The organism is Celeribacter sp. ULVN23_4, from assembly GCF_054788345.1.
Window position 1 is genome coordinate 128,220 of the sequence record NZ_JBTVYO010000001.1, and the last position, 15,087, is coordinate 143,306.

Sequence of the window (15,087 nt, forward strand, 5' to 3'; positions counted from 1 at the left end):
ACCTCACTCTTCGAGCAGATGCTCATAGCGCGCGTCGGTCAGCGTTTTCATAAACGCCACCAGCGCATCGATATCACGATCCTCAAAGGCCGGCCCCGTGGTCAGTTCTTCCATCGAAATGTTTTGATCGACTTCCGGCGGTCCAAAGCGTTCGCCCGTTTCAGGATTGATCATCCGCTTTTCAGATTTCGTGTTGTAGGTGTTGTAGAACAGCACGACCGTGCGCAGGTCTTGGAACACGCCGTTGTGCATGTAGGGCGCGGTCACCGCGACGTTTCTCAGCGTCGGCACCTTGATCTTCCCTTCAAGCCCCGCCGTCTCCGTCAGCATGCCGTTCTGCGCCAGCCCGAGATCGGGATGCCCTGGCCCAACGCCGTTCATTTCACGCAGATCAACATTCTCCGGCACGCCGATGTTGTGATATTCGTAATTGGTGAAAGTCTCCCCCTGCGCGCCGGCCTGCGGCTTGAGCTGGTGGCACAGGTTGCAATTGGTGAACTGCTGCGAAAAGAACAGCGTTTCGCCGAGCAACTCCTCACGGGTCAGGTCCGCTTCGCCACGCAGGTAGCGGTCGTATTTGGAATCAAACGGCGAGAACAGGTCGGTTTCTTCAAAGGCTCCGATGGCCTTGGTCATCGCCGCATAAGCCTCTTCCTTGTCGGTGAAAACATCATCACCGAAGAGGTCTTTGAACGCCACGACATAGGCCGGGTTTTCCTCCAGCCGCGCCACCACGGAGGCGGCATTTGGCATGCCCATTTCAATCGGGTTCAGAGGCGGGCCGCCCGCCTGATCCGCCAGTGTCGCCGCGCGACCATCATGGAATTGCCCGCCGCGATAGACGCCTTCATCCAGCTTTTCGAACACAGGCGCGAAATGCGCATACATCGCCGTCGGCGCGTTGCGATCCCCTAAGGATTCCCCGTCATCGCCCGGCGAGGCCATTCCACGCGGGTCGGTAAAGGCATAGTTAGGATCGTGACAGGTCGAACAGGATTGCGTCCGGTTTTTCGAAAGATTCGCATCGAAGAACAATGCTTCCCCCAAGCCTTCCAAAGTCGTGAGATCCTCAGCATGAAGACCGGGGGCGCAGACCAGCGTGGAACAGAACAAGGCGGAGACAAGAAGTTTGGCTGTCATGAAGGCGATGCTTTCCGATTGCGGGGCGATTGGCGTGTCTGGGTTGCGGCCCCTGACCATTACCCGAGCTTTTCGCTCGGGAATTTGACCGAAGTCAAGAGAAGGGAAGAAAACGTGATCGACCTGAGGCGATATACCCCAACCATACAGACTTCGGAAGGCCACTTGACGCCTCAGAATCCATGCCCTAAACACGGGTCTCACGAGCGCGGGCGTTGTGTAGTGGTAAGACCTTAGCCTTCCAAGCTAATGACGCGGGTTCGATTCCCGCCGCCCGCTCCAAACCTTTTCCAAACATTGTAAAAATCACGCCAACTGACTTCAGTCAGCGGTGTGTGATGGCGTTTCCTCTACAAAATGTAGCGCGAAAAAATGCTGACATAGAAACGAAAGAAACTTGTCAGCATTTTTGCAGGACATGCGCTTCTGATGAAAGGGGCTGCCAGACTAAAGCGTCCGGCCTTTAACCTGAGACATCAGATACAGGCTGAGCGCGTGCGACATTCATATGTTGCACGGCGTTCGGCCAAAAGCTGTGTTTCAGGTTTTTGGTCGAACGCTTTAATTCGAACTCGTCTCTACCTGGACAGTATAGCTGACCCTTATTCAGCACAGAGACCGCGCCACGCGGCAAGAGCAGCGGCACGCTTCAGTTTGAAATTCAACCTTGAGGTGAGGCTGCGCTCCGCGTTGAATAAAGCGTTTCTACTTAAACCTGAAACAGGGTTTGAGCAGAAACGCGGTGCAACGTCCAAGCGGAGCGGGCGTTTCGACTTTATGTGATAGATCAAGTTAAAGTCGAAACGCTTTAGGTTAGAGATAGAGACGCGGACAGCGGCAAATTTCTGCAAACTTCGCATACAGCGAAAGCGGAGCATTGCCCGCTCTCCTCGTCGGAAAGGCAGATGAGAATTCTCGGCTCGGTCGTTAAGCCATCGTCCGGCCTCCTGCCTATCTACTTCTCCGAGCTGCTTCATTGCGACACCATACGAGCGAAGTTCGTCCGTCACAAATGCATCCGCCCTTCCATGCTTTTCATTGTTTTTCTATGAAATTTGAGCGCAGCCTTCTTATCTCGGGTTTTGGTTACAAAGCTTTCCAGAACCTCGCCCTCATGATCGACGGCCCGCCAAAGGCAATACCGCTCACCGTTCCTTTTTACGAACATTTCGTCTAGATGCCATCGCCAATGGCTCGTTCTCATACCCTCTATCCGTCGTTTTTTAATCTCGAACGCGAAGATCGGAGCAAACCGACGCCACCAATATCGGACAGCTTCATGGCTCACCTCGGCTCCCCGCTCATGAAGAAGATCTTCAACATTCCGAAGCGACAATGGACAGCAAACGTACAACATTGCCGCGAGGCGAATGATCTCAGGGCTGGTCTTGAAATACTTGACAGGGGTGCGTTTGGTCATGGCACGAGGCTACGAGACCACCCTCGCCGCCTCAAGCTAAGTTCTTCTGACAGTGCCATTCGCACGGCATGTCGCAAAAGAACATGTCACAATAGATTGCAGCCAAGCGCAAATTATATGGCGGATTTGTTGGTGGCCATTGCTGAATGAAAAAAATTTATCAAGCAAAATCAAAGCCTAATGGCGGAGACGAAGGGATTCGAACCCTCGAGACGGTTTCCCGCCTACTCCCTTAGCAGGGGAGCGCCTTCGACCACTCGGCCACGTCTCCGCCGACGGGTATATCCGTGCAAGCACTGGAAATACAAGACCAATTTGGCTTTGGGGTGGATTTTCCAAAAAACGCCCTGAACCCTTTGAAATCGCACAGAATCGCGAGGAAGAGACTCCCTTTTGGGCAAGCTTTGATCATTTTTTTCTACGCCCAAGCGCCCCAGAAACGCTGGCACGACATCATTCTCGAGCACAGCTTAGTGCGGAAGAGGCCGGCAACCTCCGCAACCACTCCTTAGCCGAGGTCTTCTCAGCCTCCACACAAAGTCTATTCGTCAAGAAATTGATTGGTGTCATCATGACTTAGGGTCAGCCCCCATTGGTTTACGAACTTGTTCATGAGGACGAACCATTCCCCTGGTAAATTGGCAGCAATCCCGCTCTCCTCCACCGCGTCGTTGAGCTTGACGCATCCGGGGCTATGCAACGGTCTACAAATGAAAAAACACGTTCCCACCGTGTAAAGGCCGTCATCAAATGTCTCGACACTCTGGAATACAAAGTCGGCCGCAGCTGACGCCATGATCAACCTCCGGTCCACCAGATGCTCTGGTGAAACTTCGTGGATTTAGCGCGCAAGCCGTGGGTCGAAACAGATTCGCAACCGCAGTCGCATCGCTGAGCGCTTCCGCAATTCGGCTTCGTCAACCCGTCGAACTCTGCGGCGCAGCATCAGCTTTGCGGGCGCGGCAAGTGGTTGTTGCCCGGTGCAAACCCTGCACGCGATGAAAATTCAACTGCATGAATATCGTTGATGGTGAAATATCTTCTTGCCTGAAATCTAATTACATGCATATATTTTAATCTAAAATATAATAATAAAATCAGTCGGGTGACAAGTAAGCCCGCCGCACGCCAATGGCTGGAGAGCTTTATCCGCCATGTCTTGTTGCTATGTGCTGTCACTTTTCACGCTGAAAACTCTAGCCGGACATCGGAAGGGGTTTGCAATGTACCGGACGAGATATATCGCTGCCGAACTCATCCTATTTTCCGTTTTCGCAACCCCGCTTGCGGCCACAGAAATCGGGAATGCCAAACGTGGTGCGGATGTTTTTATGTCCGAATGCAGCACCTGTCACGAAGTCGGTCTACGCGCGCGAAACCGGATCGGGCCGCAGCTCAACCGATTGTTTGGCCGTCGTGCCGCCGACATAGAGGGGTTTACCTATTCCAATCCGATGAAGCGCATGGGGGCAGATGGGCTGACGTGGACGCTGGAGACTCTGCACGCCTATATCGAGAACCCGCGTGCGCTGGTCTCGGGAACACGGATGAGCTACCGCGGGCTGAAGGACGAGGCCGAGCGCAGCGCTCTGCTCGCATATCTGCGGGACTTTTCCGACGAGCCGCAAAATATCCCGGAGGCCGAGCCCACCGCGATCAGCTCTGCCGCGCATGTCTCCCCCGAGGTGCTCGCCATTGTCGGCGATGTCGCCTTTGGCGAATATCTGGCCTCTGAATGCCTCACATGCCACCGGCACGATGGCTCGGATCAAGGCATCCCCTCGATTGTCGCCTGGCCGGAGGAAGATTTTGTCGCCGCCATGCATGCCTACAGACAGGAACTGCGTCCGCATCCGGTGATGCAGATGATGGCCAAGCGCCTCAACAACGAGGAGATTGCAGCGCTTGCCGCCTATTTTGCAACGCTGGACTAACCAATAGGAGGCGGCGGGGACCACCTCCGGCCTTTACGCGTATCAATGGGAGGAGAAGCGTATGAGACTTAATCGACGGACCTTTATCGGCACCGGAATCGCCAGTGGAATCGCCACAGGTGCCTTACTCAGCGCACCATCTCTGGCACAGACCAAGCCAAAGGTGGTGATCATCGGCGGCGGCGCCGGAGGGGCCACTGCGGCGCGCTACATCGCCAAGGACAGCGAGGGGGCGATTGATGTCACCCTTGTCGAGGCCAATCCGATCTACACAACCTGTTTCTTCTCCAACCTCTATCTCGGTGGGTTCCGGGAGTTCGAGAGCCTGCAGCACGGTTACGAGACACTCGCGCAGTCGGGTGTGATGGTGGTGAATGATCTGGCCACCGGGGTCGATCGGGACGCAAAAACGGTGACGCTGGCCTCGGGAGACACACTCAGCTACGACCGACTGGTTCTATCACCCGGCATCGACTTCGTCGAAGGGTCAGTCGCCGGATGGTCCGAGGCAGAACATGCTGAGATCATGCCACATGCTTATAAAGCGGGGCCGCAGACGACGCTATTGAAGTCGCAACTCGAGGCAATGCCTGAAGGCGGAACCTTCGTCATGATCGCGCCACCCAATCCCTATCGCTGTCCGCCTGGCCCCTATGAGAGGGTGTCGATGATTGGGAATTTGTTCAAGAACATCAACCCGACAGCGAAGATCATCGTACTCGATCCGAAAGACAAGTTCTCCAAGGAGGGTCTGTTCCGCGATGGTTGGACGCGCCACTACGGTGATATGATTGAATGGCTTGGGCCGGACTTTGGCGCTGGAAACATTTCCGTCAATCCGGCGACGATGGAGGTCGATCTCGACGGCGAAATCATCAAAGCCGACGTCGTCAACGTCATCCCCGGCCAGATGGCTGGCAAGATCGCGGGCATTGCTGGGGTAACAGACGGCAACTGGGCGCCGGTGGCGGCAGACAGCATGAAGTCCAAGATCGACGAAAACGTCTACGTCCTTGGCGACAGTTCGGCGCAGGGGGATATGCCGAAATCTGGTTTCTCGGCCAACTCTCAAGCCAAGGTCGCGGCAATGGCGATCCGCGGGGAATTGACTGGCTCCCGGGTGTTCCCGGCAAAGTATTCCAACACTTGCTGGTCGCTGCTCGCGCCTGATGACGGTGTCAAGGTCGGGGCGTCCTACGAGCCCACGCCCGAAAAGATCGCCTCGGTCGGCAGTTTCATCTCTGAAGTCGGCGAAGACGCGGCGCTGCGCAAGGCAACCTACGAGGAATCTCTGGGCTGGTATGCGGGGATCACCGCCGACATCTTTGGCGACTGAATGCCCGGCAGGCCCAAGCAATAATGACGGACCGGTACAGAGCCACCCACTCGGCCACGTCTCCGTTGCCCCGTTGAATGGAACCGTCACAGAGACACATGACAAAATAACGCCAGAACGTCACGCAGATCAGGCGTTGTAATATTGCCTGTACCAACGCACGAAATTTGCCACGCCTTCAGGCACCGTGGTTTTCGGCGCATAGCCCGTCAGGCGCTTCAAAAGAGACGCATCGGCCCAGGTCGCAGGCACGTCACCCGCTTGCATCGGCATGAGATTCCGCTCGGCCTTAGCGCCGGTGGCGTTTTCAATGGCAGCGATGAAATCGGTGAGCTGCACGGCGTTGTTGTTGCCGATGTTCACCACGCGGAAGGGCGCGACGGGCGAGAGGCTATCGCCGTCTTCGACCACGCCATCTTCGGGGCGCACCGGCACTGCGTCGATCAACAGGCGGATCGCATGCACGAGGTCTTCGACATAGGTGAAGTCGCGCTTCATGTCGCCGTAGTTATAGACGTCGATAGGCTTTCCTTCGAGGATCGCCTTGGTGAATTTGAACAGCGCCATGTCCGGCCGCCCCCACGGCCCGTAGACCGTGAAAAAGCGGAACATGGTGATCGGCAAGTCGAAAAGATGCGCGTAGCTGTGCGCCATGCTTTCGGTCGACTTCTTGGTCGCCGCGTAGAAGGACATCTGGTGATCGGCTTTCACCGTCTCCTGATAGGGCATCTCCGTATTCGCGCCGTAGGCCGAAGAGGTGGAGGCCAGAAGCATGTGTTTCGGCGGATAGGCCCGCGCGGCTTCCAGCAATTCAAACGTACCAATGATGTTGCTTTCAAGATAGGAACGCGGGTTCTCGATCGAATACCGCACCCCGGCCTGTGCCGCGAGATGGATCACGACGTCCGGTTTCTCTTCCTCGAAAAGCGACATCAAAAGACCCGGCGTCTCGACCTTGTCATGCACAGATCGGTAGCCCTCATAGACCGTCAGCGTCTCTTCGCGACGCTCTTTGAGGGCGACGTCATAATAATCCGAGAGACAATCGAGACCGATGCCCCGCCAGCCCTCTTCCAGAAGGGTGCGACAGACGAATGAGCCGATGAACCCGGCGGCGCCGGTGACGAGAGCTGTGGGCATGGGCGATCCTCAATCGGCGTGGAACAGGTCGCGGGTGAAGATTTTCTCCGCAACGTCTTTGACTTCGTCGGTCATCCGGTTCGCGATGATCACATCCGCTTCCGCCTTGAAAGCATCGAGATCGCGCACCACGCGAGATCCGAAGAACTCGTCGTCCTGCATCACCGGCTCATAGACGATCACTTCGATCCCTTTGGCCTTCACGCGTTTCATGATGCCCTGAATGGAGGACTGGCGGAAATTGTCCGACCCGGTTTTCATCACAAGACGATAGACGCCGACGACCTTCGGGCGTTTCGCGATGATCTGATCTGAGAGGTAATCCTTGCGCGTACGATTGGTTTCGACGATGGCCGCGATCAGGTTTTGCGGCACTTCGGAATAGTTCGCGAGCAGCTGTTTGGTGTCTTTCGGCAGGCAATAGCCGCCATAGCCAAAGGACGGGTTGTTGTAGTGATTGCCGATGCGCGGGTCGAGCGACACCCCGTCGATGATCTGGCGCGTGTCCATGCCGCGCGACATGGCATAGCTGTCGAGCTCGTTGAAGAAGGCAACGCGCATGGCGAGATATGTGTTGGCAAAAAGCTTAATCGCCTCGGCCTCATCGGCGTCGGTGAAGAGAACTTCGACATCTTTTTCGACCGCACCTTCGAGCAACAGATCGGCAAAGACGCGGGCGCGCTCGGATTGTTCGCCGACGATGATCCGCGACGGGTGCAGGTTGTCATAAAGCGCACGACCCTCGCGCAGGAATTCCGGAGAGAAGATCACCTGATCGGTGTTCATCTCTTCGCGCACGCGGCTCACGAAGCCCACAGGAATGGTGGATTTCACCACAATGGTCGCTTTCGGGTTCACCGCGATCACCTGCGCGATCACCGCTTCGACCGACGAAGTGTCGAAATAGTTCGACTTCTCATCATAATTGGTGGGCGTTGCGACGATGACAAAATCGGCACCTGTGTAGGCCGCGGCCCCATCCGTCGTGGCGCTCAGGTTCAGGTCTTTGTGTGCGAGAAATTCCTCAAGTTCCGCATCCACAATCGGAGACTTGCGCTCATTCACCAGAGCAACGCGGTCCTCCGAAATGTCGACGGCGACAACCTCATGGTTTTGCGACAACAAAACAGCATTGGACATGCCCACATAACCGATCCCGGCAACCGCGATTTTCATCTCAGACCCTCAACATCACTTCTTTGTCGAATGTGTTAGCCGATACCGTTCCCGCTATCCAGTCCGCTTTTCGTCCCCCCTTTGCGCCGAACCGGGTTTCCGCCGATGGCAGTTCGCAGAGCCTTACGGGTCGCACAAACGTCCGCGAACTGTCACGCAGGTGAGACATTTGCCGCCTATCACCGGGCCACCGACCCGGAATCAGGCATATGGGGACCTGAAAATGACCGAGATTCGACCTTTTGCATTCGTTCTGGCCTGTCTGTGGGAGCCGTCGCAAAACGGCGTTCGAACAACGCTGCGTCGCATCCTGAACGCTTAAGGCAGAACTCGGCGAACACGCCTTTCTCTCGCCCTGTTTTTCTGGCTCAATGCCAGAAAAGACGGGAGGCTTGGCATGACATCCGAACTCGAACAGACCTTTGCCCTGCAAAGGAGCGCCCAACGCGCAGCGCCCGTTGTGCCGCCCGACATCCGAATGGATCGCTTGGACCGGCTCGCGACAGCACTTCTGGCTGCTGAGTCTCGCCTCATTACCGCCATGTCCGACGACTTTTCGCATCGCCCCACGATCGAAAGCCGTCTCTATGATATCGATCTGGTGATCGGTGAAATTCGTCATGCCAAACGTCATCTGAAACGCTGGATGAAGGTCCTCCGCGCGCCCGTGCCGCTGATCTACAAACCCGCACGCGCCGAAATCCGGCCGCAGCCTCTGGGCGTGGTGGGCATCATCTCCCCGTGGAACTTCCCGGTGCAACTTGCCCTATCGCCGATGGTGGCGGCTTTGGCGGCGGGCAATCGGGTCATGCTCAAACCCTCCGAATTGACGCCTCGCACGTCTGAAGAACTCGCGAGCCTCATAGAAGACGCCTTCACCCCGGAAGAGATCGCCACCGTGACGGGCGGACCGGAAGTGGCAGCCGCCTTCTCCGCCCTGCCCTTCGATCACCTGTTCTTCACCGGCTCCACCTCTGTGGGCCGCAAAGTGGCGGAGGCCGCCGCCCGCAACCTCACTCCGGTGACCTTGGAACTTGGCGGCAAAAGCCCCGCCGTCGTGATGCCCAGCGCCGATCTCGACAAGGCTGGCCGCCGCATTGCTTGGGGCAAGGCGATGAATGCGGGGCAGGTCTGTGTCGCGCCCGATTACGTTTTGGTGCCGCGCAAGAAGATGCTGCCTATGGCGGATGCCATCATGGGGGCCTTCATGCATTTCTTCCCTGAAGGCCCGGACAGCCCGGATTACGCCGCCATCGTGTCCGATCGTCATCTCGCGCGCCTTGACGCCATGGTGAAAGAAGCCGAGGACCGTGGCGCAAAGACCTTTCGCCTTGAAGGCGACACCGGAAATGCCCGCAAATTCGCACCGACCGTGGTGCTTGACCCGCCCGAAGACATTGCACTGATGCAGGAGGAAATCTTCGGCCCTATCCTCCCGCTCATCCCCTATGACGATCCGCAAGAGGCGCTCGATTTCGTCGCCGCGCGCGATCATCCTTTGGCGCTCTACGTCTTCTCCGAGGACAAGAACGACCAAGAGATGTGGCTCGACCGCTCGATCTCCGGCGGGGTGACGGTGAACGACACGGCAATCCATGTGGGCTTTGGCACCTTGCCTTTCGGCGGCGTTGGTCCCTCCGGTCAGGGCGCTTATCACGGGCATACCGGCTTCGAGACGTTCTCCCATCTCAAACCCGTCGTGCGGCAAGCGAAATGGAACGGCATGGCCATCGCAGAGCCGCCTTTCAAAGGCTGGCGCAACCGTGCTCTGAAAGTGATGCGCAAGCTGATGTGACGCTCTGGCCTTCCCCCGCCCCGCCCCATAGAGTGCGCGGCAACGACAGGAGGCTCAGATGTGGTTGGAACGCAGAGAAAATTGGCCCGGACATTCTGAGGATGCACGCGGCGCGGGCGATATCGATTATGCCCGCGTGATCCATTCCGCCTCGTTCCGCCGTCTGCAGGGCAAGACGCAAATCCTCAATCTCGGCGACAGCGATTTCTACCGCACGCGTCTCACCCATTCGCTCGAAGTGGCGCAGATCGCGGGCGGGCTTGCAAAACAACTGGCCCAGAGTTGCCCCGATCATCCAGCTACGCCGCATCTGCCGGACCGTTCGATGATCCAAGCGATCGGATGTTCTCACGACCTCGGGCATCCGCCTTTTGGTCATGGCGGGGAAGTGGCGCTCAATTACTGCATGCATGGTGCCGGCGGGTTCGAGGGCAACGGCCAAAGCCTGCGCATCCTGTCCCGACTGGAAAGCTTTTCCCAAACCGCGGGTGCCAACCTCACCCGGCGCAGCCTTCTTGGCCTGTTGAAATATCCTGTCGCCTATTCTCGCGCACAGAACTCCGCGCTGCGCCCGAAACTGAGCGACAGCCCGGCTACGCTCAAACTCATCGACACCACCGCCTCGACACCGCCGAAATGCTATCTCGACAGTGAACAAGACGTGGTCGACTGGGTCCTCGCGCCCCTCTCTCCGGAAACCCGCAGCGCATTTTGTGAGGCTGGCCCCATCCAACCCGGAGAGCACCGCAAACCGCTCCACAAATCCTTTGATTGCAGCATTATGGATCTGGCCGATGACATCGCCTACGGGGTGCATGATCTTGAAGACGCCATTGCGCTATCGCTTCTGACCCGCGAGGACTTCATCGCAAATGTCCCCGAAGAAGAGTTCAGCGACTTCCTCGCCATGCTCAAAGCCAAGTATCCCGATCAGTTTGGCAATGACGTCTACGGCCAGATGCTCGACGGTCTTTTCGGCGACCGCAACACCCGCAAGCGTTTCATTTCCCGCTTCGTCAACTACTTCATCACCGCCGTCGCATATGATGAAGAGCCCGCGTTCGAAGAGCCGCTTCTACGTTACCGCGTCGCCCTCCCTGCCGCGCGCCGTCCCGTTCTCAAGGCTTTGAAACGGCTGGTCTTCAAGGTCGTGATCAAAAGCCCGAACGTGCAACAGCTCGAATTCAAAGGCCAGCAAATGGTCGTGTCCGTTTTCGAGGCCCTCTGCTCCGATCCCGACCGCCTCCTGCCCCGCGAACACCAAGAGCGTTTCGCCACCTCAGCAGGCGACCTGCGGGTGATCTGCGACTATGTGGCGAGCATGACAGACGCTGCGCTCCTCAAGACCTACGAACGCCTGTTTGCGCCTCGCATGGGGTCGGTGTTCGACAGGCTGTAAGCCCCTACTGGCTCAGTTCTGGCAACAGCGCCCGGAAATAAGCCACAGTGCGCTCAAGGCCCGCCTCAAGTGCGATCTCCGGCGTCCAATTGAGCGTTTTCTGCGCCAAAGAGATATCGGGCTGGCGCTGTTTCGGATCATCCTCTGGCAGATCGCGGAACACGAGTTCAGAGGCGGAACCGGTCATGGAAATCACAGTCTCCGCCAGTTCGCGGATGGTAAACTCGCCGGGATTGCCAAGATTAACCGGCCCGCTGATCTCCGGCCCGGTGTCCATGAGACGGATAAACCCCTCGACCAGATCATCCACATAACAGAAGGACCGGCTCTGACGACCATCACCATAGAGCGTGATCGGCTCACCCAGCAGCGCCTGCATGATGAAATTCGACACCACGCGCCCATCCGCATGATGCATCCGTGGCCCATAGGTGTTGAAAATCCGCGCCACCTTGATTTCAAGCCCGTGCTGGCGGTGGTAGTCGAAGAACAGCGTCTCCGCGCAGCGCTTGCCCTCGTCGTAACAAGACCTCAGACCGATCGGATTGACATTGCCCCAGTAGTTTTCCGGTTGCGGATGTATTGCCGGATCGCCGTAGACCTCACTGGTCGAGGCCTGAAAGATTTTGCATTTCAGACGCTTCGCAAGCCCGAGCATATTGATCGCCCCATGCACGGAGGTCTTTGTCGTCTGTACCGGGTCATGTTGGTAATGCACCGGGGAGGCAGGACAGGCGAGATTGTAAATCTCATCCACCTCGACATAGAGCGGAAAGGTCACGTCATGGCGCATAAATTCGAAGCGCGGGTGGCTGTGGAGATGGTCGATATTGCGCTTTGTTCCGGTGAACAGGTTATCGGCGCAAATCACTTCGTGCCCCTGCGCCAGAAGACGATCCATCAGGTGAGAGCCGATAAAGCCCGCCCCGCCAGTGACCAAAATCCGTTTGCGGCTGTCATATAGGCGCACCATGCCCCTTCCCCTTATCGTTTTGCCCCGTCAGCCCTGGCTGGTCTCAATGATCTCTGCCGCGCGACGGGCTTCGCTCTCGAATGTCATGGACCGGGCGAAGTTTTGCCCATGCGCCGCAATTTCACGCGCTTCCCGGTCATGGCTTCGGACCCATTCCACCTTCTCGGCAAGGTCCGACATGTCCGCCTTGATCGGGACGAAATGTTCGAACGGGACAAGCGCATCGTAATACCATTGGCGGAACCCGAACTGGCTGTCCACCTTCAGAACACAACAGCCAAGTTTCAGACGTTGCATGAAGTTGCACCACGCGTTTGAGAACCCGTCAATGTCCAGCGCGTATCTATCCCCGGCCCAGTCCTGCCAAGGGCGGCGCGCCCCCATCAGCCCCGCAGCTTCGCATTGCGCCTCCTGCTTGTGGGTTGCCCCCGGCACAAAACGGGCATCGACCCCGTTCAGCTCACGAGCGGCCATGGCGAGACGCAGACGCTGCATCACCCAAGGTTTGTCCATATGTTCGGGGTCCAGAGAAAACAGCCCAACGCTATTGTTCTGTCCGCGCCAGTAAATCGTCTCACCGCGCGCGTTCCAGTCTGGGGCCTCTTCTGCCAGACGGTCCGTCTCCGCATAGCCCCGATCCCGGAAGAAATGCTGATCCGGCAAAAGCACCTTGTCGCGGAAACAACTCGAATAGGTATACGTTGCCTGCCCGACCAATTCGCCATCCGACAGGTCGCAGGACATATGCTTTGCTGCGGGCCCGGCTTGTGTGAACCAGTAGAGATAGGCCGGGGAGATATGCCCGTTGTGTTGTCTGTGGTTCAGGAAATTCTCAGGATTGTAGAGATAGCGAATCCCATCCCCCTCGCGCACAAGGTGGATTTCCAAATCGCTTTTCACCTCTTCAGAAGACGAAAAAGCGAGACGGGGAAATTCAACCCCGACCCGCTCAAAATAACCGCGCATGACCTGCTCGGCTTGCTGCTCGGCCTCAATCAGTTTTCGCTGATTTTTGGCTGTTCTCCGGCGAACCCGATAGGCTTGATACCAAGCCGTATTTTTCATCGCGCGCAGCATTATATACAGCCTCTGCCTTTCGTCAGCCGAGCCCGCCGATCAGGTGTTGAACAGAAAGTGCATCACATCACCGTCCTGAACGATGTAGCTCTTGCCTTCCGCGCGCATCTTGCCCGCTTCTTTGGCGCCAGCCTCACCGTTGCAGGCCACGAAATCGTCAAAGGCGATGGTTTCAGCGCGGATGAAGCCACGTTCAAAGTCACCATGGATCACACCGGCGGCCTGCGGCGCTGCCGTGCCTTTGGTGATGGTCCAAGCACGCGCTTCTTTCGGACCAACAGTGAAATAGGTCTCAAGATGCAAAAGCTCGTAGCCTGCGCGGATCAGACGGTCGAGACCAGCCTCGTGCAGCCCGAGTTCTTCCAGGAACATCTCGGCTTCATCACCTTCGAGCTGGGAGATCTCTTCCTCGATCTTGGCGGAAATCACCACGGTGCCCGCGCCCTGTTCCTCGGCCATTTTCGCAACCGCGTCGGAATGCGCGTTACCTTTGGCGGCGTTCTCTTCTTCGACGTTGCAGACATAGAGGATCGGCTTTTGCGTCAAAAGCTGCAGCATGTTCCACTGCTTGCGCTCATCATCAGAGACTTCGACGGTGCGGGCCGGTTTGTCGGCCTCAAGCGCGGCTTGCGCGCGAGCGAGCAGATCGTCCTGAAGCTTGGCTTCCTTGTCATTGCCCTTGAGCTTGCGCACGAGGTTGGCGCGGCGTTTGCCGATGCTTTCGAGATCGGCGAGCATAAGCTCCATCTCGATCACCTGCGCATCATCCACCGGATCGACACGGCCCTCGACGTGGGTCACGTCGCCATCTTCGAAACAGCGCACCACATGGGCAATCGCGTCACATTCACGGATGTTCGCAAGGAACTGGTTGCCGAGGCCCTCGCCCTTCGAAGCCCCTTTCACAAGGCCCGCAATATCCACGAAAGACATGCGCGTCGGGATGATCTGTTTGGACCCGGCAATTTCCGCCAGCTTATCCAGCCGCGGGTCCGGCACCGCCACGTCGCCCACGTTGGGCTCGATGGTGCAGAAAGGAAAGTTTGCCGCCTGCGCGGCAGCGGTTTTGGTCAGCGCATTGAAAAGCGTCGATTTGCCCACGTTCGGCAGACCGACGATGCCCATTTTGAAGCCCATGCTGGCCTCCTTTGTCCGAAATTCCCCGCGTGTCTAAGGCCCAATGGGGTCTCGCGCAAGGCCGCGCTTTGCGGGAATCGCGCCTCAGGCGTACCATTGAGACAGGAAACGACAGAAGGGAGGCTGTCATGATCACCCCGTATCTTCATTTCGAAGGCCAATGCGAGGCCGCCATGCATTATTACCAACAGGTGCTCGGCGGCGATCTCGATCTCATGCGTTACAAAGAAATGCCCGACGCACCGGAGGGTTATGCCGCCTCGGAGGCGGTGATGCACAGCGCGCTGATGTCGCCCTATGGCGATCTGATGGCCTCGGATTATCCGCCCCATATGACAGCCAAACCGCAATCCGCCGTCTCGATCACCGTCTCCGTCGACACGGTCGCGGACGGACGGCGCATCTTCGGCGCTCTGGTCGAGGGGGGCATGCCCACGATGGAATATGGCGCGACCTTCTTTTCGCCGGGCTTCGGCACCTGTGTCGATCAGTTCGGCACAAGCTGGATCATTATGACAACACCAGCAAAACAACCGGCTTAACGGCCAGAAACACGCTCT

At 57.4% G+C, this 15,087-nt stretch carries 11 protein-coding genes, 2 tRNA genes and 2 pseudogenes; 6 read left to right on the top strand and 9 right to left on the bottom strand.

The features are described 5' to 3' along the window. Positions 1-3: 3 nt before the first annotated feature. Complete coding sequence (locus ACYBHZ_RS00615) at positions 4-1,140, bottom strand: cytochrome-c peroxidase (RefSeq protein WP_460272249.1); 1,137 nt, start codon at positions 1,138-1,140, stop codon at positions 4-6. Positions 1,141-1,348: 208 nt separating this feature from the next. Here ACYBHZ_RS00615 and ACYBHZ_RS00620 point away from each other — a divergent pair. After that, positions 1,349-1,422, top strand: a tRNA-Gly gene (locus ACYBHZ_RS00620). 320 nt (positions 1,423-1,742) lie between these two features. Here ACYBHZ_RS00620 and ACYBHZ_RS00625 read toward each other — a convergent pair. The 3 genes and pseudogenes from ACYBHZ_RS00625 to ACYBHZ_RS00635 form a co-directional block, all read right to left on the bottom strand. After that, positions 1,743-1,838, bottom strand: a pseudogene (locus ACYBHZ_RS00625) (IS6 family transposase); the annotation flags it as partial. 114 nt (positions 1,839-1,952) lie between these two features. Next, positions 1,953-2,560, bottom strand: a pseudogene (locus ACYBHZ_RS00630) (IS6 family transposase); the annotation flags it as partial. Positions 2,561-2,741: 181 nt separating this feature from the next. Beyond that, a tRNA-Ser gene (locus tag ACYBHZ_RS00635) sits at positions 2,742-2,831 on the bottom strand. A gap of 952 nt (positions 2,832-3,783) precedes the next feature. Between ACYBHZ_RS00635 and ACYBHZ_RS00640 the strand changes: the two genes are divergently transcribed. Continuing rightward, on the top strand, positions 3,784-4,494 hold the full coding sequence (locus ACYBHZ_RS00640; protein ID WP_460272250.1) for a c-type cytochrome: 711 nt from the start codon (positions 3,784-3,786) through the stop codon (positions 4,492-4,494). 61 nt (positions 4,495-4,555) lie between these two features. Beyond that, positions 4,556-5,830, top strand: coding sequence for an FCSD flavin-binding domain-containing protein (locus ACYBHZ_RS00645; RefSeq protein WP_460272251.1), 1,275 nt, complete (start codon positions 4,556-4,558; stop codon positions 5,828-5,830). A gap of 129 nt (positions 5,831-5,959) precedes the next feature. On the opposite strand, the gene ACYBHZ_RS00650 is transcribed toward ACYBHZ_RS00645, so the two are convergent. Both ACYBHZ_RS00650 and ACYBHZ_RS00655 read right to left on the bottom strand, forming a co-directional pair. Further along, on the bottom strand, positions 5,960-6,970 hold the full coding sequence (locus ACYBHZ_RS00650; protein WP_460272252.1) for an NAD-dependent epimerase/dehydratase family protein: 1,011 nt from the start codon (positions 6,968-6,970) through the stop codon (positions 5,960-5,962). Positions 6,971-6,979: 9 nt separating this feature from the next. Next, entirely contained in the window at positions 6,980-8,146 is a 1,167-nt protein-coding gene (locus tag ACYBHZ_RS00655; RefSeq protein WP_460272253.1) for a nucleotide sugar dehydrogenase, read from the bottom strand. Positions 8,147-8,543: 397 nt separating this feature from the next. Between ACYBHZ_RS00655 and ACYBHZ_RS00660 the strand changes: the two genes are divergently transcribed. Then, positions 8,544-9,941, top strand: coding sequence for a coniferyl aldehyde dehydrogenase (locus ACYBHZ_RS00660; protein WP_460272254.1), 1,398 nt, complete (start codon positions 8,544-8,546; stop codon positions 9,939-9,941). A 58-nt stretch (positions 9,942-9,999) separates the two neighbouring features. Beyond that, on the top strand, positions 10,000-11,340 hold the full coding sequence (locus ACYBHZ_RS00665) for an anti-phage deoxyguanosine triphosphatase (protein ID WP_460272255.1): 1,341 nt from the start codon (positions 10,000-10,002) through the stop codon (positions 11,338-11,340). A gap of 4 nt (positions 11,341-11,344) precedes the next feature. Here ACYBHZ_RS00665 and ACYBHZ_RS00670 read toward each other — a convergent pair whose 3' ends face one another. From ACYBHZ_RS00670 to ychF, 3 genes are all read right to left on the bottom strand, one after another. After that, complete coding sequence (locus ACYBHZ_RS00670; protein ID WP_460272256.1) at positions 11,345-12,313, bottom strand: UDP-glucuronic acid decarboxylase family protein; 969 nt, start codon at positions 12,311-12,313, stop codon at positions 11,345-11,347. A gap of 27 nt (positions 12,314-12,340) precedes the next feature. Beyond that, positions 12,341-13,279, bottom strand: a complete 939-nt coding sequence (locus tag ACYBHZ_RS00675) for a glycosyl transferase family 90 (protein WP_460272257.1) — start codon at positions 13,277-13,279, stop codon at positions 12,341-12,343. Between the two features lie 150 nt (positions 13,280-13,429). Continuing rightward, positions 13,430-14,527, bottom strand: coding sequence for a redox-regulated ATPase YchF (gene ychF / locus ACYBHZ_RS00680; protein WP_460272258.1), 1,098 nt, complete (start codon positions 14,525-14,527; stop codon positions 13,430-13,432). 128 nt (positions 14,528-14,655) lie between these two features. On the opposite strand from ychF, the gene ACYBHZ_RS00685 reads away from it, so the two are divergent. After that, on the top strand, positions 14,656-15,069 hold the full coding sequence (locus ACYBHZ_RS00685) for a VOC family protein (protein WP_460272259.1): 414 nt from the start codon (positions 14,656-14,658) through the stop codon (positions 15,067-15,069). Positions 15,070-15,087: the final 18 nt, after the last annotated feature.

What these genes read in the sequence shown, in the direction of transcription:
- ACYBHZ_RS00655 (WP_460272253.1), bottom strand. Translation starts at nt 8,146, where the DNA reads ATGAAAATCGCGGTTGCCGGGATCGGTTATGTGGGCATGTCCAATGCT.
- ACYBHZ_RS00645 (WP_460272251.1), top strand. Translation starts at nt 4,556, where the DNA reads ATGAGACTTAATCGACGGACCTTTATCGGCACCGGAATCGCCAGTGGA.
- ACYBHZ_RS00685 (WP_460272259.1), top strand. Translation starts at nt 14,656, where the DNA reads ATGATCACCCCGTATCTTCATTTCGAAGGCCAATGCGAGGCCGCCATG.
- ychF (WP_460272258.1), bottom strand. Translation starts at nt 14,527, where the DNA reads ATGGGCTTCAAAATGGGCATCGTCGGTCTGCCGAACGTGGGCAAATCG.
- ACYBHZ_RS00660 (WP_460272254.1), top strand. Translation starts at nt 8,544, where the DNA reads ATGACATCCGAACTCGAACAGACCTTTGCCCTGCAAAGGAGCGCCCAA.
- ACYBHZ_RS00615 (WP_460272249.1), bottom strand. Translation starts at nt 1,140, where the DNA reads ATGACAGCCAAACTTCTTGTCTCCGCCTTGTTCTGTTCCACGCTGGTC.
- ACYBHZ_RS00650 (WP_460272252.1), bottom strand. Translation starts at nt 6,970, where the DNA reads ATGCCCACAGCTCTCGTCACCGGCGCCGCCGGGTTCATCGGCTCATTC.
- ACYBHZ_RS00670 (WP_460272256.1), bottom strand. Translation starts at nt 12,313, where the DNA reads ATGGTGCGCCTATATGACAGCCGCAAACGGATTTTGGTCACTGGCGGG.
- ACYBHZ_RS00665 (WP_460272255.1), top strand. Translation starts at nt 10,000, where the DNA reads ATGTGGTTGGAACGCAGAGAAAATTGGCCCGGACATTCTGAGGATGCA.
- ACYBHZ_RS00640 (WP_460272250.1), top strand. Translation starts at nt 3,784, where the DNA reads ATGTACCGGACGAGATATATCGCTGCCGAACTCATCCTATTTTCCGTT.
- ACYBHZ_RS00675 (WP_460272257.1), bottom strand. Translation starts at nt 13,279, where the DNA reads ATGCGCGGTTATTTTGAGCGGGTCGGGGTTGAATTTCCCCGTCTCGCT.